General features: G+C 34.5%; 16 protein-coding genes and 1 riboswitch. Of the genes, 14 read left to right on the forward strand and 2 right to left on the reverse strand.

Annotated features, from left to right (window positions below; translation table 11 throughout):
• The 4 genes from Q5N74_RS12490 to Q5N74_RS12505 all read left to right on the forward strand — a co-directional run bounded on the left by Q5N74_RS12490 (nt 1) and on the right by Q5N74_RS12505 (nt 3,885).
• Nucleotides 1–1,074 carry a M20 family metallo-hydrolase gene (locus Q5N74_RS12490; protein ID WP_304389179.1) on the forward strand — a complete coding sequence of 358 codons (1,074 nt, stop codon included), beginning with the start codon at nt 1–3 and terminating at the stop codon, nt 1,072–1,074.
• A 152-nt stretch (nt 1,075–1,226) separates the two neighbouring features.
• Nucleotides 1,227–2,501: an argininosuccinate lyase gene (argH, locus tag Q5N74_RS12495; protein WP_304389180.1), complete on the forward strand. Its 1,275-nt coding sequence runs from the start codon at nt 1,227–1,229 to the stop codon at nt 2,499–2,501.
• Nucleotides 2,502–2,858 carry an SET domain-containing protein gene (locus Q5N74_RS12500; protein ID WP_304389181.1) on the forward strand — a complete coding sequence of 119 codons (357 nt, stop codon included), beginning with the start codon at nt 2,502–2,504 and terminating at the stop codon, nt 2,856–2,858. It begins immediately after the preceding gene.
• A 73-nt stretch (nt 2,859–2,931) separates the two neighbouring features.
• Nucleotides 2,932–3,885, forward strand: a complete 954-nt coding sequence (locus Q5N74_RS12505) for a bile acid:sodium symporter family protein (protein WP_304389182.1) — start codon at nt 2,932–2,934, stop codon at nt 3,883–3,885.
• 78 nt (nt 3,886–3,963) lie between these two features.
• Here Q5N74_RS12505 and leuB read toward each other — a convergent pair whose 3' ends face one another.
• Both leuB and Q5N74_RS12515 read right to left on the reverse strand, forming a co-directional pair.
• The gene (gene leuB / locus Q5N74_RS12510) at nt 3,964–5,082 is read right to left on the reverse strand and encodes a 3-isopropylmalate dehydrogenase (RefSeq protein WP_304389183.1); all 1,119 of its coding nucleotides are present in this window, start codon (nt 5,080–5,082) and stop codon (nt 3,964–3,966) included.
• A 1-nt stretch (nt 5,083) separates the two neighbouring features.
• The gene (locus Q5N74_RS12515; protein ID WP_304389185.1) at nt 5,084–6,259 is read right to left on the reverse strand and encodes a 2-isopropylmalate synthase; all 1,176 of its coding nucleotides are present in this window, start codon (nt 6,257–6,259) and stop codon (nt 5,084–5,086) included.
• A 148-nt stretch (nt 6,260–6,407) separates the two neighbouring features.
• On the opposite strand from Q5N74_RS12515, the gene Q5N74_RS12520 reads away from it, so the two are divergent.
• The 10 genes from Q5N74_RS12520 (at nt 6,408) to Q5N74_RS12565 (ending at nt 20,153) form a co-directional block, all read left to right on the forward strand.
• Nucleotides 6,408–7,958: a metallophosphoesterase gene (locus Q5N74_RS12520; RefSeq protein ID WP_304389186.1), complete on the forward strand. Its 1,551-nt coding sequence runs from the start codon at nt 6,408–6,410 to the stop codon at nt 7,956–7,958.
• Nucleotides 7,959–8,075: 117 nt separating this feature from the next.
• Nucleotides 8,076–8,196, forward strand: a riboswitch (SAM riboswitch).
• 119 nt (nt 8,197–8,315) lie between these two features.
• Complete coding sequence (locus Q5N74_RS12525) at nt 8,316–9,590, forward strand: O-acetylhomoserine aminocarboxypropyltransferase/cysteine synthase family protein (protein WP_304389187.1); 1,275 nt, start codon at nt 8,316–8,318, stop codon at nt 9,588–9,590.
• 63 nt (nt 9,591–9,653) lie between these two features.
• Nucleotides 9,654–13,055 carry a bifunctional aspartate kinase/homoserine dehydrogenase I gene (gene thrA, locus Q5N74_RS12530; protein WP_304389188.1) on the forward strand — a complete coding sequence of 1,134 codons (3,402 nt, stop codon included), beginning with the start codon at nt 9,654–9,656 and terminating at the stop codon, nt 13,053–13,055.
• Nucleotides 13,056–13,095: 40 nt separating this feature from the next.
• Complete coding sequence (locus tag Q5N74_RS12535; protein ID WP_304389189.1) at nt 13,096–14,268, forward strand: PLP-dependent aspartate aminotransferase family protein; 1,173 nt, start codon at nt 13,096–13,098, stop codon at nt 14,266–14,268.
• Between the two features lie 15 nt (nt 14,269–14,283).
• The gene (locus tag Q5N74_RS12540; RefSeq protein WP_304389190.1) at nt 14,284–14,697 is read left to right on the forward strand and encodes an Rrf2 family transcriptional regulator; all 414 of its coding nucleotides are present in this window, start codon (nt 14,284–14,286) and stop codon (nt 14,695–14,697) included.
• 95 nt (nt 14,698–14,792) lie between these two features.
• Nucleotides 14,793–15,056, forward strand: coding sequence for a DUF2061 domain-containing protein (locus tag Q5N74_RS12545; RefSeq protein WP_304389191.1), 264 nt, complete (start codon nt 14,793–14,795; stop codon nt 15,054–15,056).
• 2 nt (nt 15,057–15,058) lie between these two features.
• Nucleotides 15,059–15,679, forward strand: coding sequence for a phosphoadenosine phosphosulfate reductase family protein (locus Q5N74_RS12550; protein ID WP_304389192.1), 621 nt, complete (start codon nt 15,059–15,061; stop codon nt 15,677–15,679).
• Nucleotides 15,680–15,755: 76 nt separating this feature from the next.
• Nucleotides 15,756–16,661: a sulfate adenylyltransferase subunit CysD gene (cysD, locus tag Q5N74_RS12555; RefSeq protein WP_304389193.1), complete on the forward strand. Its 906-nt coding sequence runs from the start codon at nt 15,756–15,758 to the stop codon at nt 16,659–16,661.
• A gap of 130 nt (nt 16,662–16,791) precedes the next feature.
• Nucleotides 16,792–18,039 carry a sulfate adenylyltransferase subunit 1 gene (locus Q5N74_RS12560; RefSeq protein WP_304389194.1) on the forward strand — a complete coding sequence of 416 codons (1,248 nt, stop codon included), beginning with the start codon at nt 16,792–16,794 and terminating at the stop codon, nt 18,037–18,039.
• Between the two features lie 11 nt (nt 18,040–18,050).
• The gene (locus Q5N74_RS12565; protein ID WP_304389195.1) at nt 18,051–20,153 is read left to right on the forward strand and encodes a HEPN domain-containing protein; all 2,103 of its coding nucleotides are present in this window, start codon (nt 18,051–18,053) and stop codon (nt 20,151–20,153) included.

The following is a 20,153-nucleotide window of genomic DNA, read 5'->3' on the forward strand; positions in this document are numbered from 1 at the left end:
ATGGCAATACAAGAATTAACATCCGATGCGATTGCGCTATTAAAACAATTAATAGAAACAGAATCTTTTTCATCTGAAGAAGATCAAACAGCATTGCACATTGAAGCTTGGTTTAAACGCTATGATATAGATTATACACGAACCAAAAATAACGTATGGGCAGTTAACAAGCATTTTGATGCTAGTAAGCCTAACATGTTGCTTAATTCACACCACGATACTGTAAAACCCAACACAGCCTATACCAAAGATCCGCTTAAAGCCATTGTTGAAGATGGTAAATTATACGGTCTTGGTAGTAATGATGCCGGTGGGTGTTTGGTATCATTAATTGCAACTTTTACACACTATTACAACCATAAAGACTTAAAATATAATTTAATTATGGTCGCTTCCGCGGAAGAAGAAAGCAGCGGACCTAACGGTTTAAATAGTATGCTGAAAATTATTCCGAAGATTGATGTGGCTATAGTTGGCGAACCCACTTTGATGAATTTGGCTGTTGCCGAAAAAGGTTTGGTAGTTTTTGATGCAAAAGTAACAGGAACACCTAGTCATGCAGCTCACCCAAACGACGATAACCCCATTTATAAAACCATTGAAGCATTGCAGTGGTTTAAAGATGTAAAGTTTGAGAAAAGCTCGGATGCTTTGGGCGATGTTAAACTTACAGTCACTCAAATTAACGCAGGAAAGCAGCACAACGTAGTGCCTGCCGATGTGGAATTGGTAATTGATGTGCGTGTAAACGACGCGTACTCCAATGCAGAGATTGCTGAGTTTTTACAAAAAAATGCACCGTGTTCTAGTATTGTACCACGTAGTTTGCATTTAAATTCATCATCCATTCCCGTGGAACACGCGTTAGTGCAAGCAGGAATTGCAATGGGCAGAACCACTTATGGTTCTCCAACATTATCAGACCAAGCCTGGTTAACTTGTAAATCATTAAAACTAGGACCTGGTGACAGTACACGTTCACATTCAGCCAATGAATTTATTCATTTACATGAAATAGAAGAAGGTATAAAAATCTATGTTGAATTGTTGAATCGTGTATTAATTTCTGCGTAGGCAGGAATCTCATTAATAGACTTTATGGGTTTTTAAAAAATCGATAAAGTTTTAATTATAAAAAGAAATCTATCAGGCTTTAAGAAACAGGTAGATCTAAAAATATTAACATTTAAAATTGAAAGTAGAAATTTCTGCTTTCGTAGAAATTTATGAAACTCTGGGATAAAGGCATATCAATAGATAAAAAAATAGAACAATTCACCGTTGGAAACGACCGAGAAATTGATATTCACATTGCAAAATATGATGTTATCGCATCAAGAGCGCATGCTAAAATGCTTCAAAAAGTAGGCATTTTAACAGCACACGAATTGGTGGAATTATTAGGCGGTTTAAAAAAATTAGAAGCTCAAATAGATAACGGTACGTTTGTTATAGACCCACAGTTTGAAGATGTGCATTCTAAGATTGAATTCGAATTAACTAAAACCTTGGGTGAAGTTGGTAAAAAAATCCACACAGCGCGTTCTAGAAACGATCAAGTTTTAGTGGCATTACAATTATACTACAAAGAAAACTTGAGTGTTGTAAAGCAGAAAACACAAACACTTTTTGAAACCCTTTTAGGCTTAGCCGATACTTATAAAGATAAAGTGCTTCCTGGGTATACACACCTGCAAGTTGCCATGCCATCATCATTTGGCTTATGGTTTTCAGCGTATGCAGAAGTTTTAATCGACGATGTTTATTTACTTGATGCTGCTTTTAAAACGGTCGATCAAAATCCGTTAGGTTCTGCTGCTGGATATGGAAGTTCATTCCCAATAGATAGAGAATTCACAACCAAAGACATGAATTTCTCAACGCTTAAATACAATGTGGTAGCAGCGCAAATGAGCAGAGGTAAAAGTGAGCGTACCATTGCAGCTAGTTTAGGGAGTTTATGCAACACCATGAGCCGTTTTGCTATGGATGTGTGTTTATATATGAGTCAGAATTTTGGTTTTATTTCTTTTCCAGATGAATTAACAACGGGAAGTAGCATCATGCCACACAAGAAAAATCCAGATGTTTTTGAGTTGATTCGTGGTAAATGTAACAAAATACAAGCATTACAAACCGAAATGGTTTTAATTACCAATAATTTGCCAAGTGGTTACCATCGTGATTTTCAGTTATTAAAAGAAAATATGATTGCTGCTTTTGAAGATGTGAAAGATATTTTAGATATTTTTAATTTCTCAATTCAACAGGTCATTGTTAAAGATGTTGATGTAAATAATGATTTATATAAATACTTATTTACAGTAGATAATATTAATACCTTGGTTGTAGAAGGACAGAGTTTTAGAGAAGCTTACCAAAAAATTGGTGGTGAAGTACAAAACGGTACCTATGTTCCAGATACTTCTAAAAAACATACGCATGTTGGTAGTATTCATAATTTGAGTTTAGATAAAATTCGAAGCAAGTTTCCTGAATAAATGACCAATATAGTAGAAGTAAAACAATCGCCCGTACACGGAAAAGGTGTTTTTGCATCGCGCAATATTGCAAAAGGAGAGTTATTAGCTAAATGCGACATGGCACTTATTCATGTAAATGAAAATTTGCCAGAAGTGTTGGCTACGCTTCAGTTTCCTTGGATAGAAGAGTATGATGCTATTTGCATAAGTGATGTAGGTAGTTTTTTTAACCATAGTGGCACACCAACAGCCGAAGTTGATGAGCGCGATTTTGATAACCTTATTCAAACTTTTATAGCTAAAACAGATATTGTAAAAGGTACGGAAGTGACCATTTATTATAACGATGCTTTTGAAGAATTTGTGAGCAAATAAGTTGTTTGAAGGTTTATATTGGTTTAGTGATTACTCGCAGCTGTCTTAACGTGTTTTTAAATATTTTAAGGGTATGAAAATCGATAAGTTTGTTTTATGTATTATTGCGGTAATAGGTGTGGCGTATGTTTTTCCTGATTGGGGAACTGCACACAGCCAAATACCTATAGATACCATTTGTACGGTCGGTATTTCGTTTATTTTCTTTTTTTACGGCTTGAAGTTAAACCCTGATAAATTAAAATCGGGTCTCAAGAATTGGAAACTTCACTTGCTAGTGCAAGCTTCCACGTTTATTATTTTTCCCCTCATTGTTTTGGCATTTTACCCTTTGTTGCAAACGCAAGAACAAGAAGTGTTGTGGCTTGCTTTCTTTTTTCTAGCAACGCTGCCATCAACAGTATCGTCTTCAGTGGTTATGGTCTCTATAGGTAAGGGGAACGTACCTGCGGCCATTTTTAATGCCAGTATTTCGGGTATTATCGGTATTGCAGTAACTCCGTTATGGATGGGGTTATTTGTTGATAGTTCTGGAACCCAATTCGACTTTACCGAAATTTACACCAAACTTATTCTGCAAATTATTTTACCTGTGGTTATTGGTTTGTTGCTGCAACGATTTTTAAATGCATTTGCGAACAAACACAGTAGTAAACTTACCTTATTCGATAAGTCGGTTATTTTACTTATTATTTATAAGAGTTTTGCACAATCGTTTTATGAAAATATATTTAGCGAAGTATCTAGTTTAGATTTGGTTTTTATGTTGGTAGCTGTGTTGGTTTTATTCTTTATAGCCTTTTTTATAACCAAGCTTATTGCTGAAAAATTGAATTTTAATAAGGAAGATCAAATCACAGCTCAATTTTGTGGCACCAAAAAATCGCTCGTACACGGAACCGTTTTTTCTAAGATTTTATTTGGGAACACGGCGGCCATAGGTATTGTTTTACTACCACTTATGTTGTTTCATGCCATACAAATAGTCATAATTAGTTTTATAGCGGCAAAACTTGGCAAGCGTTAATTAAAAAAGCGCACTGTAAACAGTGCGCTTTTAAGGACTTTTCCAAAAATTTTAATTTTCGGTGACTAACTCAAATAATTAAATGATCGTGGACTGTCCTAAATGTATGTTGGTAAAGTTTAAATTGGTTTCATCTGGATTATTAATAAAATCTTCAATGAAATCGCCAACTTTTGTGGTGGTAATGTTGTCGTACTTGGTGTTTAAATCTGGTGTTGTGATGTGTAATTTTAACGATTTATCTACACCTTCTCTAACCAAAGCAGCTTCGTCGTCTAAACCAAAATGGTCTAACAACATGGCTGCCGCCAAAATAGCTGCGATAGGGTTTGCAACCCCTTTATTCGCTGCTTTTGAATAAGCACCGTGAATAGGCTCGAACATAGCGTGTTCATCACCTAATGATGCCGATGCTAATAACCCAATAGAACCTACAATAACGCTGGCTTCTTCCGAAAGGATATCACCAAACATGTTTTCCGTTAAAATAACATCAAACTGTCTTGGGTTCACAATAAGCTCCATAGCAGCATTATCAATGTACATGAAATTTAATCGAACGTTTGGGTATTGTGGTGCTAATTCTTGTACCACTCTGCGCCATAATCTAGAGCTTTCTAAAGCATTGGCCTTGTCAACCAACGTTAGTTTGCGTTTTCTAGATTGTGCTGCTTTAAAAGCCAAATGTGCAATACGCTCTATTTCAAAACGGGTATACTCACAAATATCTGATGCGGTATTACCGTCGTCACTTAATTTTTTTTCACCAAAGTAAATGCCTCCTGTAAGTTCACGGTAAATAAGAATATTGGTATTGCTTATTTGTTTCTTTTTTAGAGACGATTTGTTTAGTAAATCTTCGTAAGCAATTACAGGTCTAATATTGGTATATAAACCTAATGATTTACGTAACCTTAAAAGCCCTTGCTCTGGTCTTACTTTGGCGTAAGGATCTAGATCGAACGCGGCATTTCCAATAGCTCCAAATAAAATAGCATCTGCTTTTTCACAAATGTTTATGGTTTCTTCGGGTAATGGGTTTCCTGTTTTTTCTATAGCATTCGCGCCAACTAGAGCATGCTGAAATGTAAATACATGGTTAAACTCCATAGCGATAGCTTTCAAGACTTTTTCAGCTTGAGCTATAACTTCTGGACCAATACCATCGCCTGGTAAAACGGCTATATTTAATTTCATTTTATGCTGAGATAATTTCTTTATATAATCTACTGTTTTCTACGATAATATGGATGTCGTCATCGTTAACTTCTTTCTTCTTATCTGCATAATCTAAGAAATTCACATAGATTTCATCTAATTGAAGTTTTGTTAATTCGTATCCAACATTTTTTGCTCTATAGGCTAAGGCTGCACGTCCACTTCTTGCTGTTAATACAATAGCAGATTCTGTTACACCTACATCTTTAGGGTCTATAATTTCGTATGTTTCACGGTTTTTAATCACACCATCTTGGTGAATTCCAGAACTATGTGCAAAAGCATTAGCACCTACAATAGCTTTGTTTGGTTGCGTGTAAATACCCATACTATCTGAAACTAATTGACTAAGACCGTAAAGCATTTCGGTTTTAATATTAGTGTCTAAATTTAAATACGGGTGTTGTTTTAAAATCATAACCACTTCTTCTAAAGCAGTATTTCCTGCACGCTCACCAATACCGTTAATAGTACACTCAATTTGGCGAGCACCATTAATAACACCTTCAATAGAGTTCGCAGTAGCTAAACCTAAATCGTTATGGCAATGGCATGAAAGAATCGCTCTTTCAATACCTTTTACGTTTTCTTTTAGGTATTTAATTTTAGCACCATATTCGTGTGGTAAACAGTATCCAGTAGTATCTGGAATGTTTAAAACGGTGGCACCTGCTTTAATAGCGGCTTCGCAAACACGAGCTAAATAATCGTTATCAGTTCTTCCTGCATCTTCCGCGTAAAATTCTACATCTTCAACAAAAGTTTTTGCGTAACTTACCGCCTTAAACGCACGGTCAAGAATGGCATCTCTGTTTGAGTTAAATTTAAATTTTATGTGAGAATCAGAAGTTCCAATTCCTGTATGTATTCTAGGCGTTTTAGCGTATTTTAAAGCTTCGGCAGCTACTTTTATATCGTTTTCAACAGAACGGGTTAAACCACAAACTGTTGCATTCTTAACAATTTTAGAAATGGCTTCAACCGATTTAAAATCGCCAGGACTTGATACAGGGAAACCAGCTTCAATAATATCAACACCTAATAAATCGAGCTGTTCAGCAATGATTATTTTTTGTTCGGTGTTTAATTTGCAACCTGGGACTTGCTCGCCATCGCGAAGCGTTGTGTCAAAAATTTGGACGTTAGTATTAGACATTTAATAAAATAAATTTTCTTATTGTATTACGAATGTATATTTTGGTTTCGTTAAATGATAACGCAACTCAATTTTTTTACGATGTTTAACTTGATTATAATGCGTTTAAATAACTGAAAATCAAACCATTAATATGGTTTTTGTAACTATGACAAAAGAGCAAAAAGATAATTTGTTTGTATTAGTAAAATCACTTTCTAAGTCAGAAAAGCGACAATTTAAACTTTATGTAGGGCGTTTGGGGGTGAATGAAGATTCAAAATTTCTGACCCTTTTTAATATTTTAGAAAAACTTTCGGGGTATGATGAAGCGGCGATTCTTAAAAAAGGCATTGTAAAGAAGGAGCAACTCTCTAATTTAAAAGCACACCTCTATAAACAGATTTTAATTAGTTTACGATTAAACCCTTCACACCAAAACATACGAATTCAAATTCGAGAACAATTAGATTTTGCAACTATTTTATACCATAAAGGTTTATATAAGCAGAGTTTAAAAATTTTAGATAAAGCAAAAAACTTAGCCATTGCTAACGAAGAAAAAAATGTGGCTTATGAAATTGTTGAACTAGAAAAGGTTATTGAATCGCAATATATAACGCGAAGTTTAAGCAATAGGGCCGACGAGTTGTCTATTCAAGCCAAAGAGTTAAGTCAGCAAAACGTATTAGCAAGTAAACTTTCTAATTTATCATTACAGTTATATGGCTTGTTTTTAAAAACAGGTTATGTGAAAGATGATAAGGAGAGCAAGCGTGTTATTAAATATTTTAATGCGCGACTTCCAAAATACGATATCAATACCTTAGGGTTTCGTGAAAAATTGTGGCTTTATAAAGCCTACTTGTGGTACAGTTTTTTAACGGTCGATTTTTTATCCTGTTATAAATATGCCACCAAGTGGGTGGAATTATTTTATGAAAATAAGGATCAAATTACCTTGAACCCTGTTTTCTTTTTAAGAGGGAATCATTATTTACTTGAAGCCTTATTTTATTTACGCCATTACGAGAAATTTAAAGATTCCTTAATCAGGTTTGAAGCTGTAACCAAAGAAAAGTGGTTTCCTGTTGATGATAATATTGATGGATTAACCTTTTTGTATATCTACAATAATAAGTTCAATTTACATTTTATTGAAGGCAGTTTTAAGGAAGGTTTGCCTTTAATAGAGGAAGTTTTAGAGCGTTTAAAAAATTATAGCGACCGTATAGACGAGCATCACGTAATGGTGTTTTACTATAAAATTGCGAGTATGTATTTTGGTGCTGGAGAAAATAAAAAATGTATTCAGTACTTAGAGAAAATTATAAATAATAAGTCCTTACAAATGCGTGAAGACTTATTGTGTTTTGCGCGAATATTAAACTTGGTAGCTCATTACGAAGCGGGAATGGATTATAATTTAGATGTCTTAATACGAAGCACCTATAAGTTTTTAATTAAGATGGAAGATTTGTACGAGGTGCAAAAAGAGTTTATTAAATTTTTAAGAGGCTTAGGTGAAATATATCCTCATGAAGTGAGAAATGAATTTATTAAACTTCATAAAAAACTGAAGGAGTTTGAAGATGATCCTTACCAAAGTCGCGCCTTTTTATACCTTGATATTATTTCATGGTTAGAATCTAAAATACAGAATAGACCTATTGCTTTGGTGATTCAAAATAAGTTTTACGAGATGCGTTTTAATAAGTAGATATTAAGTTCTTAAGATTATATTTTAAATGTTTTTCTAAAATTTGTTTAAAAAAATTAGGATTTTAACTTTTTCTAACTGAATATTTGCACTCACAAAGTTCAAAAACTTATTGAAATGTTATCAAGAAAGGCGGAGGGATAGACCCATTGAAGCCTTAGCAACCCTTTACCTGTAAAGAAGGTGCTAAATTCTACTTAAATAGCTAGTTAAATTTAGCGTTTTAGATAGATAACCAAACAAAATTACTGGAAAGTGATTTTATTTTCTTTTTAACATTTTTCTATTAAGTACATCAATTTTTGATGCATTTGGCTTTTGTTTTAATTAATTATTAATACAAAAAAAACTAGAAAAATGAGTACATTAAAATTAGCAACTAACGCATTACATGCAGGTCACGACACAACGGCAACTGGAGGAACTCGAGCTGTACCTATTTATCAAACATCGTCGTATGTGTTTAACAATTCAGACCATGCAGCAAATCTGTTTTCATTAAAGGAATTAGGATTTATTTACACCCGCCTTAACAACCCAACAAACCAAATATTACAAGAACGCTTAGCTGCTATTGATGGAGGTATTGGAGCTGTGGTTTTTGCTTCGGGTACCGCAGCAATCTCAACAGGTTTATTAACCTTATTAAAAGCAGGCGACCACATTGTAGCATCAAGTAGTTTATATGGAGGAACTTATAATTTATTAAAAGTAACATTGCCTCGTTTGGGTATTACAACCACGTTTGTAGATGGTGATAATCCAGATAATTTCGCTGCGGCAGTACAAGATAATACGCGGGCTTTTTTCGTGGAATCATTAGGGAATCCGAAGTTAGACGTTTTAGATCTAAAATCTATTTCTATACATGCTAAAGCAGCAGGTGTTCCTTTTATTGTAGATAATACAGTAGCTACATCAGTATTATTAAGACCTATAGAGCACGGTGCAGATATTGTAATTCACTCCTTAACTAAATATATTGGTGGCCAAGGTACTTCTTTAGGTGGTGTTATCGTAGATGCAGGAACTTTTAACTGGGCTAGTGGTAAATTCCCTGAGTTTACAGAGCCTTCAGCAGGATATCATGGTTTAGTATACCATGAAGCTTTAGGTGCAGCAGCTTATACTTTTAAATTGATTTTAGAAGGATTAAGAGATTTTGGTGGTGCATTAAGCCCATTTAACGCTTTCCAAATTATTCAAGGTTTAGAAACGTTACCAGTAAGAATAAAACAACATAGCCAAAACGCCTTAGAACTTGCAAAATGGTTAGAGCAGCAAGAAGAAGTTGCTTGGGTAAATTATCCAGGGTTGGAATCTAGTAAATATAAAGCCTTGGCAGATAAATATTTACCAAAAGGTCAGAGTGGAATTGTTACCTTTGGCGCGAAAGGTGGTTTTGATGCTGCAAAAGCTATTGCAGATAACTCGAAACTGTTTTCATTATTGGCAAATATTGGTGATACCAAATCACTTATTATTCATCCAGCAAGTACAACACATCAACAATTAACAGATGCAGAACAAGAAGCTGCAGGTGCTCCTAAAGACTTAATTCGTCTGTCTGTAGGATTAGAAGATATTGATGATTTAAAAGCTGATTTGAAAGAAGCGTTTAGCAAAATTTAATAATATATTTTAGTTCTCACAGGTTTTTTCAATCTGTGAGAACTTCAAAAATAACAGTAACATTTGAAACCAAATTTGCAACATATCATTATTCAAAACTTTACAACCCAAAGTAAAGTGACTAACCCTGAAATCAAGTTGAGTTACCAAGTATTTGGTAAAACTTTAGGCACAGCGCCTGTGGTGTTAATAAATCATGCTTTAACAGGAAATAGTCATGTTACTGGTAAAGACGGATGGTGGCAAGATGTAGTGGGCCCTGATAAGGTTATAGATACTACAATTTACACTGTTTTAGCTTTTAATATTCCAGGGAATGGTTTTGATGGTTTTGTCATAGATAATTACAAAGATTTTGTAGCTCGCGACATAGCAAGTCTCTTTCTATTGGGTTTGAAAGAACTTAAAATTGATAAATTATTTGCACTTGTTGGTGGCTCTTTAGGTGGTGGTATTGCTTGGGAAATGGCTGTTTTAAGCCCAGACATCACCGAGAATTTAATTCCGGTGGCGACAGATTGGAAATCGACCGATTGGTTAATAGCCAATTGCCAAATACAAGAGCAATTTTTGTTGAACTCCAGAAACCCTGTACACGATGCACGCATGCACGCCATGTTGTGTTACCGCACGCCAGAGTCTTTTAATGAACGTTTTCAACGTACTAAAAACGAGGAATTAGAGATTTTTAATGTAGAAAGTTGGTTGTTACATCACGGTAATAAATTACAGGAACGCTTTCAGCTGTCTGCTTATAAATTAATGAATCAGCTTTTAAAATCGATTGATGTTACTAAAAACAGACCAACCGATTTTAATGTGTTGGAAAACATTCACGGGAACATCCATATAGTTGGAGTAGATTCCGATTTGTTTTTCACTGCTGAAGAAAACAGGCAAACGCACAAACAGTTGGCAGTATCGAACCCTAATGTGACTTATAATGAGATTCATTCAGTTCATGGGCACGATGCTTTCTTAATGGAGTACGAGCAATTAGAGAAAATAGTAGAAGGCATATTTGTGCCAAATTCGAAAAAAAGACGCATGAAAGTATTAAAATTTGGAGGAAAATCGTTGGCAAACGGCGATGGATTGAACACCGTTATTTCAATAATTGAAAAAAAGGTAAAAGAAGGTGAAAAAATTACGGTAGTAGTATCTGCAAGAAGTTCTGCAACCGATGATTTGGAAGATATTCTAAATAAAGCTGTAAAAGGCAATCCTTATAAGGAAGTATTACAAGTATTTAAAAACTATCAAACAGAACCTTTAAAGGACGTCGATTTCTCTGCGGAATTTGCCGTACTAGATAAAATGTTTGAAGGTGTTAGCTTATTAAGTGATTATAGCAAAAAAACGAAAGATGAAATTTTAGCGCAAGGCGAATTACTTTCTGTAAAATTAATTGCCAGTTTATTAAATAGTAAAAACATAAAAGCAACGGCAGTAGATGCTCGAACTTTAATAAAAACGAATGATTCCTTTGGAAATGCACAGCCTATTCCGCAGCTTTCAAAAGACAACGTTAAAAAATTTTATAAAGAAGCAGGTAATGATGTTGTAAACGTCGTTACAGGTTTTATTGCATCGAATGTGAAAAATGAAACTACCACTTTAGGTAGAAATGGAAGTAATTACACCGCAGCACTTTTAGCTAATTATTTAGATGCTGAAGAATTGCAAAATTATACGCATGTAAATGGAATTTATACAGCGAATCCAGATTTAGTTGAAGATGCTAAGAAAATACGTGAACTATCATTTAGTGAAGCGAATGAGCTGGCTAATTTTGGTACGACCGTTTTGCATGCAAAAACCATCATTCCGTTAGTAGAGAAAAATATCAACCTTCGTATTCTAAACACTTTTAATCCAGAAGATGAAGGGACTTTAATTACCGCAAAACCAAATTCTAAAGAAGTAACATCCTTATCTGTTTTAGATGATGTGGCTTTATTGAATTTAGAAGGCCGTGGTTTATTAGGGAAAAGTGGCGTAGATGCACGTATTTTCGGAGCCTTGGCGACACATAATATTAGTGTAAGTATTATTTCTCAAGGGTCTTCAGAAAGAGGTATTGGCTTAATAATTAATGCCGACCAAGCAACCCAAGCGGTTATTGCATTAGAGCGTGAGTTTGAAAACGATTTTTATTCGCAAGATGTTAATAAAATCGCGGTTGTTGATGATGTTTCGGTGATTTCTATTATTGGAATCGAATTAAGTTCGTTCCATAAACCATTCAACGCGCTTATTAAAAACCAGATTACCCCCTTGTTATTTAACAATACCGTTACCGGAAAAAATGTGAGTTTGGTTGTTAAAAAAGACCAATTGCATAAAGCAATGAACGTTATTCATGGTGAGATTTTCGGGATTTCGAAGAAAATAAACATTGCCATTTTTGGTCATGGTGGTGTTGGTGGGGCTTTGATTAATCAAATATTGAAATCGAAAGGTGATATTGAAAAACGAAAAGGCATTAATTTAAATGTGTTTGCTATTGGTAACTCTAAAAAATTACTTTTAAATAAAAAAGGAGTAGATGCTGATTGGGAAGAAACTATAAAAACATCGGAATTAGAAAGTTCTATGGATGATGTTATTGCTTTTGCGAAAGCCAATCATCTAGAAAATTTAATAGCGGTAGATAATACGGCAAGTCCTAATTTTCATAATAATTATGTGCCTTTAGTAGAGGCTGGTTTCGATTTGGTGTCGTCAAACAAAATTGCGAATACCATTTCTCACGCCTTTTATACCGATTTAAGAACGCAATTAAAAGAGCATAATAAACAGTATTTATACGAAACCACCGTTGGTGCAGGTTTACCTTTAATTGATACTATTAAGTTATTACATGAGTCGGGTGAAAACATCACAAGAATTCGCGGCGTATTTTCTGGGACTTTAAGTTATTTATTTAATAATTTTTCCATTCAAGACAAGCCATTTAGTGCTATTATTCAAGAAACCATCGATAAAGGTTTTACAGAGCCAGACCCAAGAGAAGACTTCTCAGGAAATGATGTTGCTAGAAAATTGTTAATTTTGGCAAGAGAATTGGATTTACAAAATGAGTTTGAAGATGTATCTGTTCAAAATTTAATTCCTGAAGCATATAGAGATATTTCAGTAGCTGAATTTTTAAATCAGTTGAATGTTTTAGATGAAGAATTTCAGAAAATAAAAGAAAACCAAAAAGAAGGTTTTGTGCTTAGATATATTGGCGACTTATCGGGCGATTTATCAAAAGACAAAGGAAATTTAGAGGTTAAATTAGTATCCATTCCGGGAGATAGTACATTAGGACAGATTAAAGGAAGTGATGCTATATTTGAAATATTTACCGAATCGTATGGTGAGCAACCTATTGTTATTCAAGGTGCGGGAGCCGGATCGGAAGTGACGGCAAGAGGTGTTTTTGGCGATATATTAAGGTTGTCTAAACATATAAATTAATACAAATTAAGGGTAGTTGAGACCTAAAAGAAGATATAAAATGAGTGAGGAAAGAAAAAAATTTGAAACTTTAGCCGTAAGAACACAATCTGAAACGACTCAGTTTTCTGAGCATTCAGTACCGTTATATTTAACATCAGGATTTGTTTTTGACGATGCTGAAGAGATGAGAGCCTCTTTTGCAGAAGAGAAACAACGCGATCTGTACAGCCGTTACAGTAACCCTAATGTTAACGAGTTTGTAGATAAAGTGTGTTTAATGGAAGGAGCAGAGGCTGGTTTTGCTTTTGCTAGTGGTATGGCTGCTGTTTTTTCAACCTTTGCAACATTATTAGATGCGGGAGATCATGTGGTGTCCTGTAGTTCTGTATTTGGGGCTACGCACGGTTTGTTTACAAAATACTTTCCAAAATGGAATATTGAGTGTTCTTATTTTAGCGTTAATGAAGTTGAAACCATAGAGAGTTTAATTAAGCCAAATACCAAGTTTTTATATGCAGAAACACCAACCAATCCGGGTGTTGATGTGTTGGATTTAGAATACCTAAGTGCTATTTGTAAAAAATACAACATTTTGTTGGTGGTAGATAATTGTTTTGCAACACCTTATTTGCAAAATCCTATAAAATATGGTGCCGATTTGGTTATTCATTCGGCTACTAAACTAATGGACGGACAAGGGCGTGTGCTTGGTGGTGTTACGGTTGGAAAGAAAGAATTAATTAGAGAAATCTATTTGTTTTCAAGACTGACAGGGCCTTCAATGAGTCCTTTTAATGCATGGGTGCTGTCAAAATCATTAGAAACATTAGCTGTTAGAACCGATAAACATTGCGAAAATGCACTAAAATTGGCAACATTTTTAGAAGCACATCCTAAAGTGGAATGGGTGAAATATCCATTTTTAAAGTCGCATCCTAAATATGACATTGCAAAAAAACAAATGTTATTAGGTGGTAATATTATAGCCTTTGAGGTAAAAGGCGGTTTAGAAGGAGGAAGGTCTTTTCTAGATGCTGTTAAAATGTGCTCGCTATCTGCCAATTTAGGAGATACAAGAACTATAGTAACGCACCCTGCAAGCACAACACACGCTAAGGTGGAAGCCGAAGTGAAAGTGGCAGCAGGTATTACAGATGGTATGGTGAGAGTTTCAGTAGGTTTAGAACATATTGATGATATTATTTCCGATTTGAAACAGGCTTTAAATTAATTATATAACCAGCACATGCTATCTAAAAAAACAAAATACGGCTTAAAAGCACTTACATTTATTGCCAGAACGGGTAGTGATGTACCTGTGCAAGTGGGCGAAATTGCTAAAAGCGAACAAATACCTCAAAAGTTTTTAGAAAGCATTTTACTTACTTTAAGAAAATCTGGTATTTTGGGTTCTAAAAAAGGAAAGCATGGTGGCTATTATTTAAGAAAAGACCCTTCGGAAATTTTAATGACTGAAGTGATGCGTGTTCTTGAAGGTCCTATTGCGATGGTGCAATGTGTGAGTTTGAATTTTTACGAAAAGTGTGATGATTGTCCAGACGAGCATTTGTGTAGTGTTAACAAATTGATGATTCAAGTGCGGGATAGTACGTTGGAAGTGTTTAAAAATACAACGCTTAAAGACTTGTCTCTGAGGTAAGTTAAAAAAAATAAAAAAATAGTTTGATAAGTAATAAAAAGTATTAAATTTGCAATTCCTACTAAATCGATAGGATTAATATAATACTAAGTAAAATGATTGGGCACGTGTTAACAAATTCAAATCAAAACGAGAAAACTACTTATACAACAGACAGCGCTAAAGAGAAGCCGCTTAGAAGTATTGTAAAGTCTATTAGTTGGAGACTTATTGGAACCTTAGATACTATTTTAATTTCTTGGTTAATAACAGGAGAGTTAGCTTTAGCATTTTCGATAGGTTCGGTAGAATTAGTTACTAAGATGGTATTGTACTTCTTTCATGAACGTATTTGGAATAACATTAAGTGGGGAAAATAGAGATGATAACACAAGAAGAAATAAACGAATTAAATACGCTTTTTAAAGGCGTTAAGCCGTCTGGAATTATTCAGAAGGCTTTTGAACTTAATAAAGAAGCGGTAGTTACAACCAATTTTAGACCTTACGAAGCAGCTATTTTACATGCTGTAAGTTCTGTAGAAGCAAACATTCCAGTGGTGTGGTGCGATACAGGTTATAATACGCCACAAACATATAGACATGCCGAAACGGTAATAAAAGATTTAAATTTAAAGGTGTCTTTATATGTGCCTAAACAAACCTCTGCGCATAGAGATGTTGTAATGGGTATTCCAAGTGTAGATGCTCCAGAACACGCTTTATTTACAGAACAAGTGAAGTTAGAGCCTTTTAAACGTGCCATGGAAGAGCATAAACCTAAAGTGTGGTTTACAAACTTACGTCAAGGGCAAACAGCCTTTAGAGATAGTATTGGTATTTTTAGTGTTAGTAAAGATGGGGTTTTAAAAGTAAGTCCGTTTTACTATTGGTCTGATGCTGATTTAGATACATACCTAGAAGAAAATAAATTACCAAACGAATTTAAATATTTCGATCCAACAAAAGCTTTAGAAAACAGAGAGTGTGGGTTACATGCTTAATTAAGTTTTAAAGTAAAAAGTATAAAAGTAGAAAGTCACAAATTAGAAAACAGGCGTGACGAGAAAAAATAAGATTATGAACAAAGACACTTACGATATTAATTCACTAGAAAACGAAGCGATATACATTATCAGAGAAGTAGCAGCACAGTTTGAAAAACCTGTATTGTTGTTTTCTGGAGGAAAAGATTCTATCACCTTGGTAAGATTAGCGGTTAAAGCATTTTATCCTGCTAAAATTCCATTTCCATTAATGCATATCGATACAGGGCATAACTTTCCTGAAACTGTTGAATTTAGAGACCGATTGGTTAAAGAACTAGGTTTAGAATTAATTGTTAGAAATGTACAAGATTCTATTGATGAAGGTAAAGTTACTGAAGAAACTGGTAGATACGCAAGTAGAAACCAACTTCAAACAACCACCCTTCTAGATGCTATTGAAGAATTTAAGTTTGATGCTTGTATAGGTGGTGCACGTCGTGATGAAGAAAAAGCAAGAGCTAAAGAGCGTATTTTTTCTGTACGTGATGATTTTGGTCAATGGGATGAGAAAAACCAACGTCCGGAGTTATTCGATATGTTGAATGGTCAAATTAATTTAGGTCAAAATGTACGTTGTTTTCCAATTTCAAACTGGACAGAATTAGATGTTTGGTCTTATATAGAACAAGAAAATATTGAAATTCCTTCTATTTACTTTGCACACAAACGTAAAGTATTCTTAAGAGATGGCATGATTTGGTCTGCAGAAGATGAAGTTGTTTACAGAGATGCTAGTGAAGAAGTAATTGAGGAAATGGTGCGTTTTAGAACCGTTGGAGATATGAGTTGTACGGCCGCTGTATTATCAGAAGCAGCAACAATTTCTAAGGTAGTAGAAGAGATTAGAGATTCTACTATTTCAGAACGTGGTGCTCGTATTGACGATAAACGTTCGGAAGCAGCGATGGAGAAACGTAAGCAACAAGGGTATTTTTAATCGCCCTAACCCCCGAAAGGGGAATTAGTGAGGTTGTGTTTAAACCTTGTAAATATAAAAGAAGAAGTATTAATTTTTAAATTATACCCGTAAAGAATTCCCTCTACTTTGGAGAGGGTTGGGGAGAGGAATGGAAGTATTAAAAATTGCAACAGCAGGAAGTGTAGATGATGGAAAAAGTACCTTAATAGGGCGTATACTTTACGATACAAAATCATTAACTACCGATAAGTTAGAAGCTATTGAAAAAACAAGTAAACAAAAAGGTTATGATTACTTAGATTTCTCATTAGCAACCGATGGCTTAGTGGCAGAAAGAGAACAAGGAATCACTATTGATGTCGCTCATATTTATTTTTCAACAGCGAAAAAAAGTTACATTATTGCTGATACACCTGGTCACGTTGAATATACTCGTAACATGGTTACAGGTGCTTCAACATCACAAGCATCTATTATTTTAATTGATGCTAGAAAAGGAGTTATCGAGCAAACCAACCGTCATTTCTTCATCAATAATTTATTAAGAATTAAAGATGTAGTTGTTGCTATTAATAAAATGGATTTGGTTGATTATTCTGAAGAGGTTTATAACAAAATCAAAGCAGATTTCTCTGATTTAATGAGCAAGAGAGATTACCAAGATCAAAAAATCACATTCATTCCAGTAAGTGCTTTAAAAGGAGATAATGTTGTAAACAAATCTGATAAAATGTCTTGGTATAAAGGCGAAGCTTTATTAGAGCATTTAGAGCAATTAGATAAAAAAGATATTTATAATGTGGGTACACCACGTTTCCCAGTACAATATGTGATTCGTCCTAAAACGGAAGATTTTCACGATTTTAGAGGCTATGCTGGTAAAGTATATGGTGGTGAGTTAAGTGTTGGCGACAATATTTTAGTATTACCATCTAAAACAAGATCTAAAATTAAAGATATTTATTTCTATGATGAAAAATATCAAACCGCTTCAAGACGTTCGTCTGTTACTATCACTTTAGAAAATGATATTAATGTAAGCAGAGGTGATATGATTGTTTTAGAAAACGATTTACCAACCATCGATAAGCAATTTACAGCGAATATTTGCTGGATGGGTGCATCAGATTTAGAAGTGGGTTCAAAATATGTGTTACAACATGGTGTTAACAAAGTGTTGGCGAAAGTGGAAACCATCAACCATAAAATTAACCCAGATTATTCAGGTATAGAGAAAAATGTAAAAGGATTGGGTGTTAATGATATTGCTTCAGTAACCTTTAAATTCAATAAGCCACTTTTCTTCGATCAATTTAAAAGCCATAGAACAAATGGTTCGTTTATTTTGATAGATACACAAGATAATAGTACAGTTGGAGCAGGTTTCATTCAATAAAAAAAAAGAAAATGCAAAGTTTTAGAACAGAAATAGAAAATCCAGTTGTTGAAAACGAGATTTTAGAGTTATCTAAAAAAATCGAGTTATTTAATACAGGGAAGATTGATGAAGAGAAATTTAGAAGTCTTCGTTTAGCACGTGGTATTTACGGTCAACGTCAAGAAGGCGTGCAAATGATTCGTATTAAATTGCCTTACGGAAAAGTGAAAAGTAACCAATTACGAAGAATATCAGATGTGTCTGATGAGTATTCTCGTGGTCGTTTGCACATTACAACACGTCAAGATATCCAAATTCATTATGTTGATTTAAACAGAACTCCAGAACTTTGGGCTGAATTGGATAAAGATGGGATTACGTTAAGAGAAGCGTGTGGAAACACCGTTCGTAACGTAACTGCTTCAGAATTGGCAGGTATTGATGTAGATGAACCGTTTGATGTATCACCATATGCGGATGCGTTATTTCGTTTCTTCTTAAGAAACCCGATAAGTCAAGAAATGGGACGTAAGTTTAAAGTTTCTTTTTCATCTTCAGATGAAGATACCGGACTTTCATACATGCACGATTTAGGTTTCATAGCTAAAATTGAAAATGGTGTTCGCGGATTTAAAGTGATGATTGGTGGAGGCTTAGGGTCGCAACCACGTCATGCAGACGAGTTATATAGCTTCTTGCCTTCAGATAAAATTATTCCATTAATGGAAGGTGTAGTGCGTGTTTTCGATCGTTATGGCGAGCGTAAAAGTCGTGCAAAAGCTAGAATGAAATTCTTAATTAAAGACATTGGTTTAGATGCTTTTAAAGAATTGGTTGAAGGAGAACAAGCAGCAATTGAGTTTAAAACAGTAGCTATCGATGCAGACGCTTATGAAGCTTCAGTACCGGTTTCAGTAGTGGCGCCTCAAGTAACTATTCAAGATCAAGCAGCTTTTGATTTGTGGAAATCGACAAACGTACTACCTCAAAAACAAGCAGGTTATGTTGCGATTGGAGTGAAAGTTCTTTTAGGAGATTTTTACACAGATAAAGCACGTTTATTAGCCGATTTAGTAGAGAAATATGCAGCAAGTGAAATTCGTTTATCGTTGCGTCAAAATATAGTAATTCCGTTTGTAAAGGAAGATTTAGTTGCCTTTTTCTATACAGAATTAGAAAAACTAGGCTTCGTTGAAGCGGGTTATAACAAAGCTGTAGATATCACCGCATGTCCAGGTACAGATACTTGTAATTTAGGTATTGCAAGTAGTACAGGTATTGCAGATGAGTTGGAGCGTGTTATAAAAGCAGAATACCCACAATATTTAAAAAATGACGATGTTGTTATAAAAATTAGTGGTTGTATGAATGCGTGTGGACAACATAACATGGCAAATATTGGTTTCCAAGGCATGTCTGTTCGTACACCAGATAAATTAGTAGCACCAGCTTTACAAGTATTATTAGGTGGTGGAAACTTAGGTGGTGGAAACGGATTATTTGCTGATAAAGTAGTAAAAGTACCAAGTAGAAGAGGGCCAGAAGCTTTGCGCAGAATTTTAAACGATTATGAAGCAAATGCAGATGGGAAGAAGTTTGTAGAGTATTATAAAGTAACTGGCGACCGTTATTTTTATGATCTATTGAATGACCTTCAAGACGTTTCAAACTTAACTCAAGAAGATTTTATCGATTGGGGAACAGAAGAGAAATACGAGAAAGAAATTGGTATTGGTGAGTGTGCTGGTGTGGTTATCGATTTAATTGCAACTTTGTTTTTAGAGAGTGAAGAGAAAATTGAAAACGCACAAAAATCATTCGACGAGAAAGTGTATTCAAGTGCTATTTATCATGCTTACAGTTCTTTAGTGAACACGTCTAAGGCGATGTTATTGGCAGAAAATAAAAACACAAATACACATGCAGGTATTGTAAGCCAGTTTGATGAATTATTTGTTGAAAGCGGAAAACTAAATTTAGGAACTTCATTTTCAGACTTAATTTATCAAATAAACAAAAATGCTCCTACTGAGGCGTTTGCAGCTGAGTATATAAACAGTGCAAACCAATTTTTAGAAAAAGTAAGAGCCTTTAGAGCAGCAGATACTAAGCTTGAAAATAAAGCGGTTTAA

This window comes from Mariniflexile sp. AS56 (assembly GCF_030552475.1).
Classification (GTDB): Bacteria; Bacteroidota; Bacteroidia; order Flavobacteriales; family Flavobacteriaceae; genus Mariniflexile.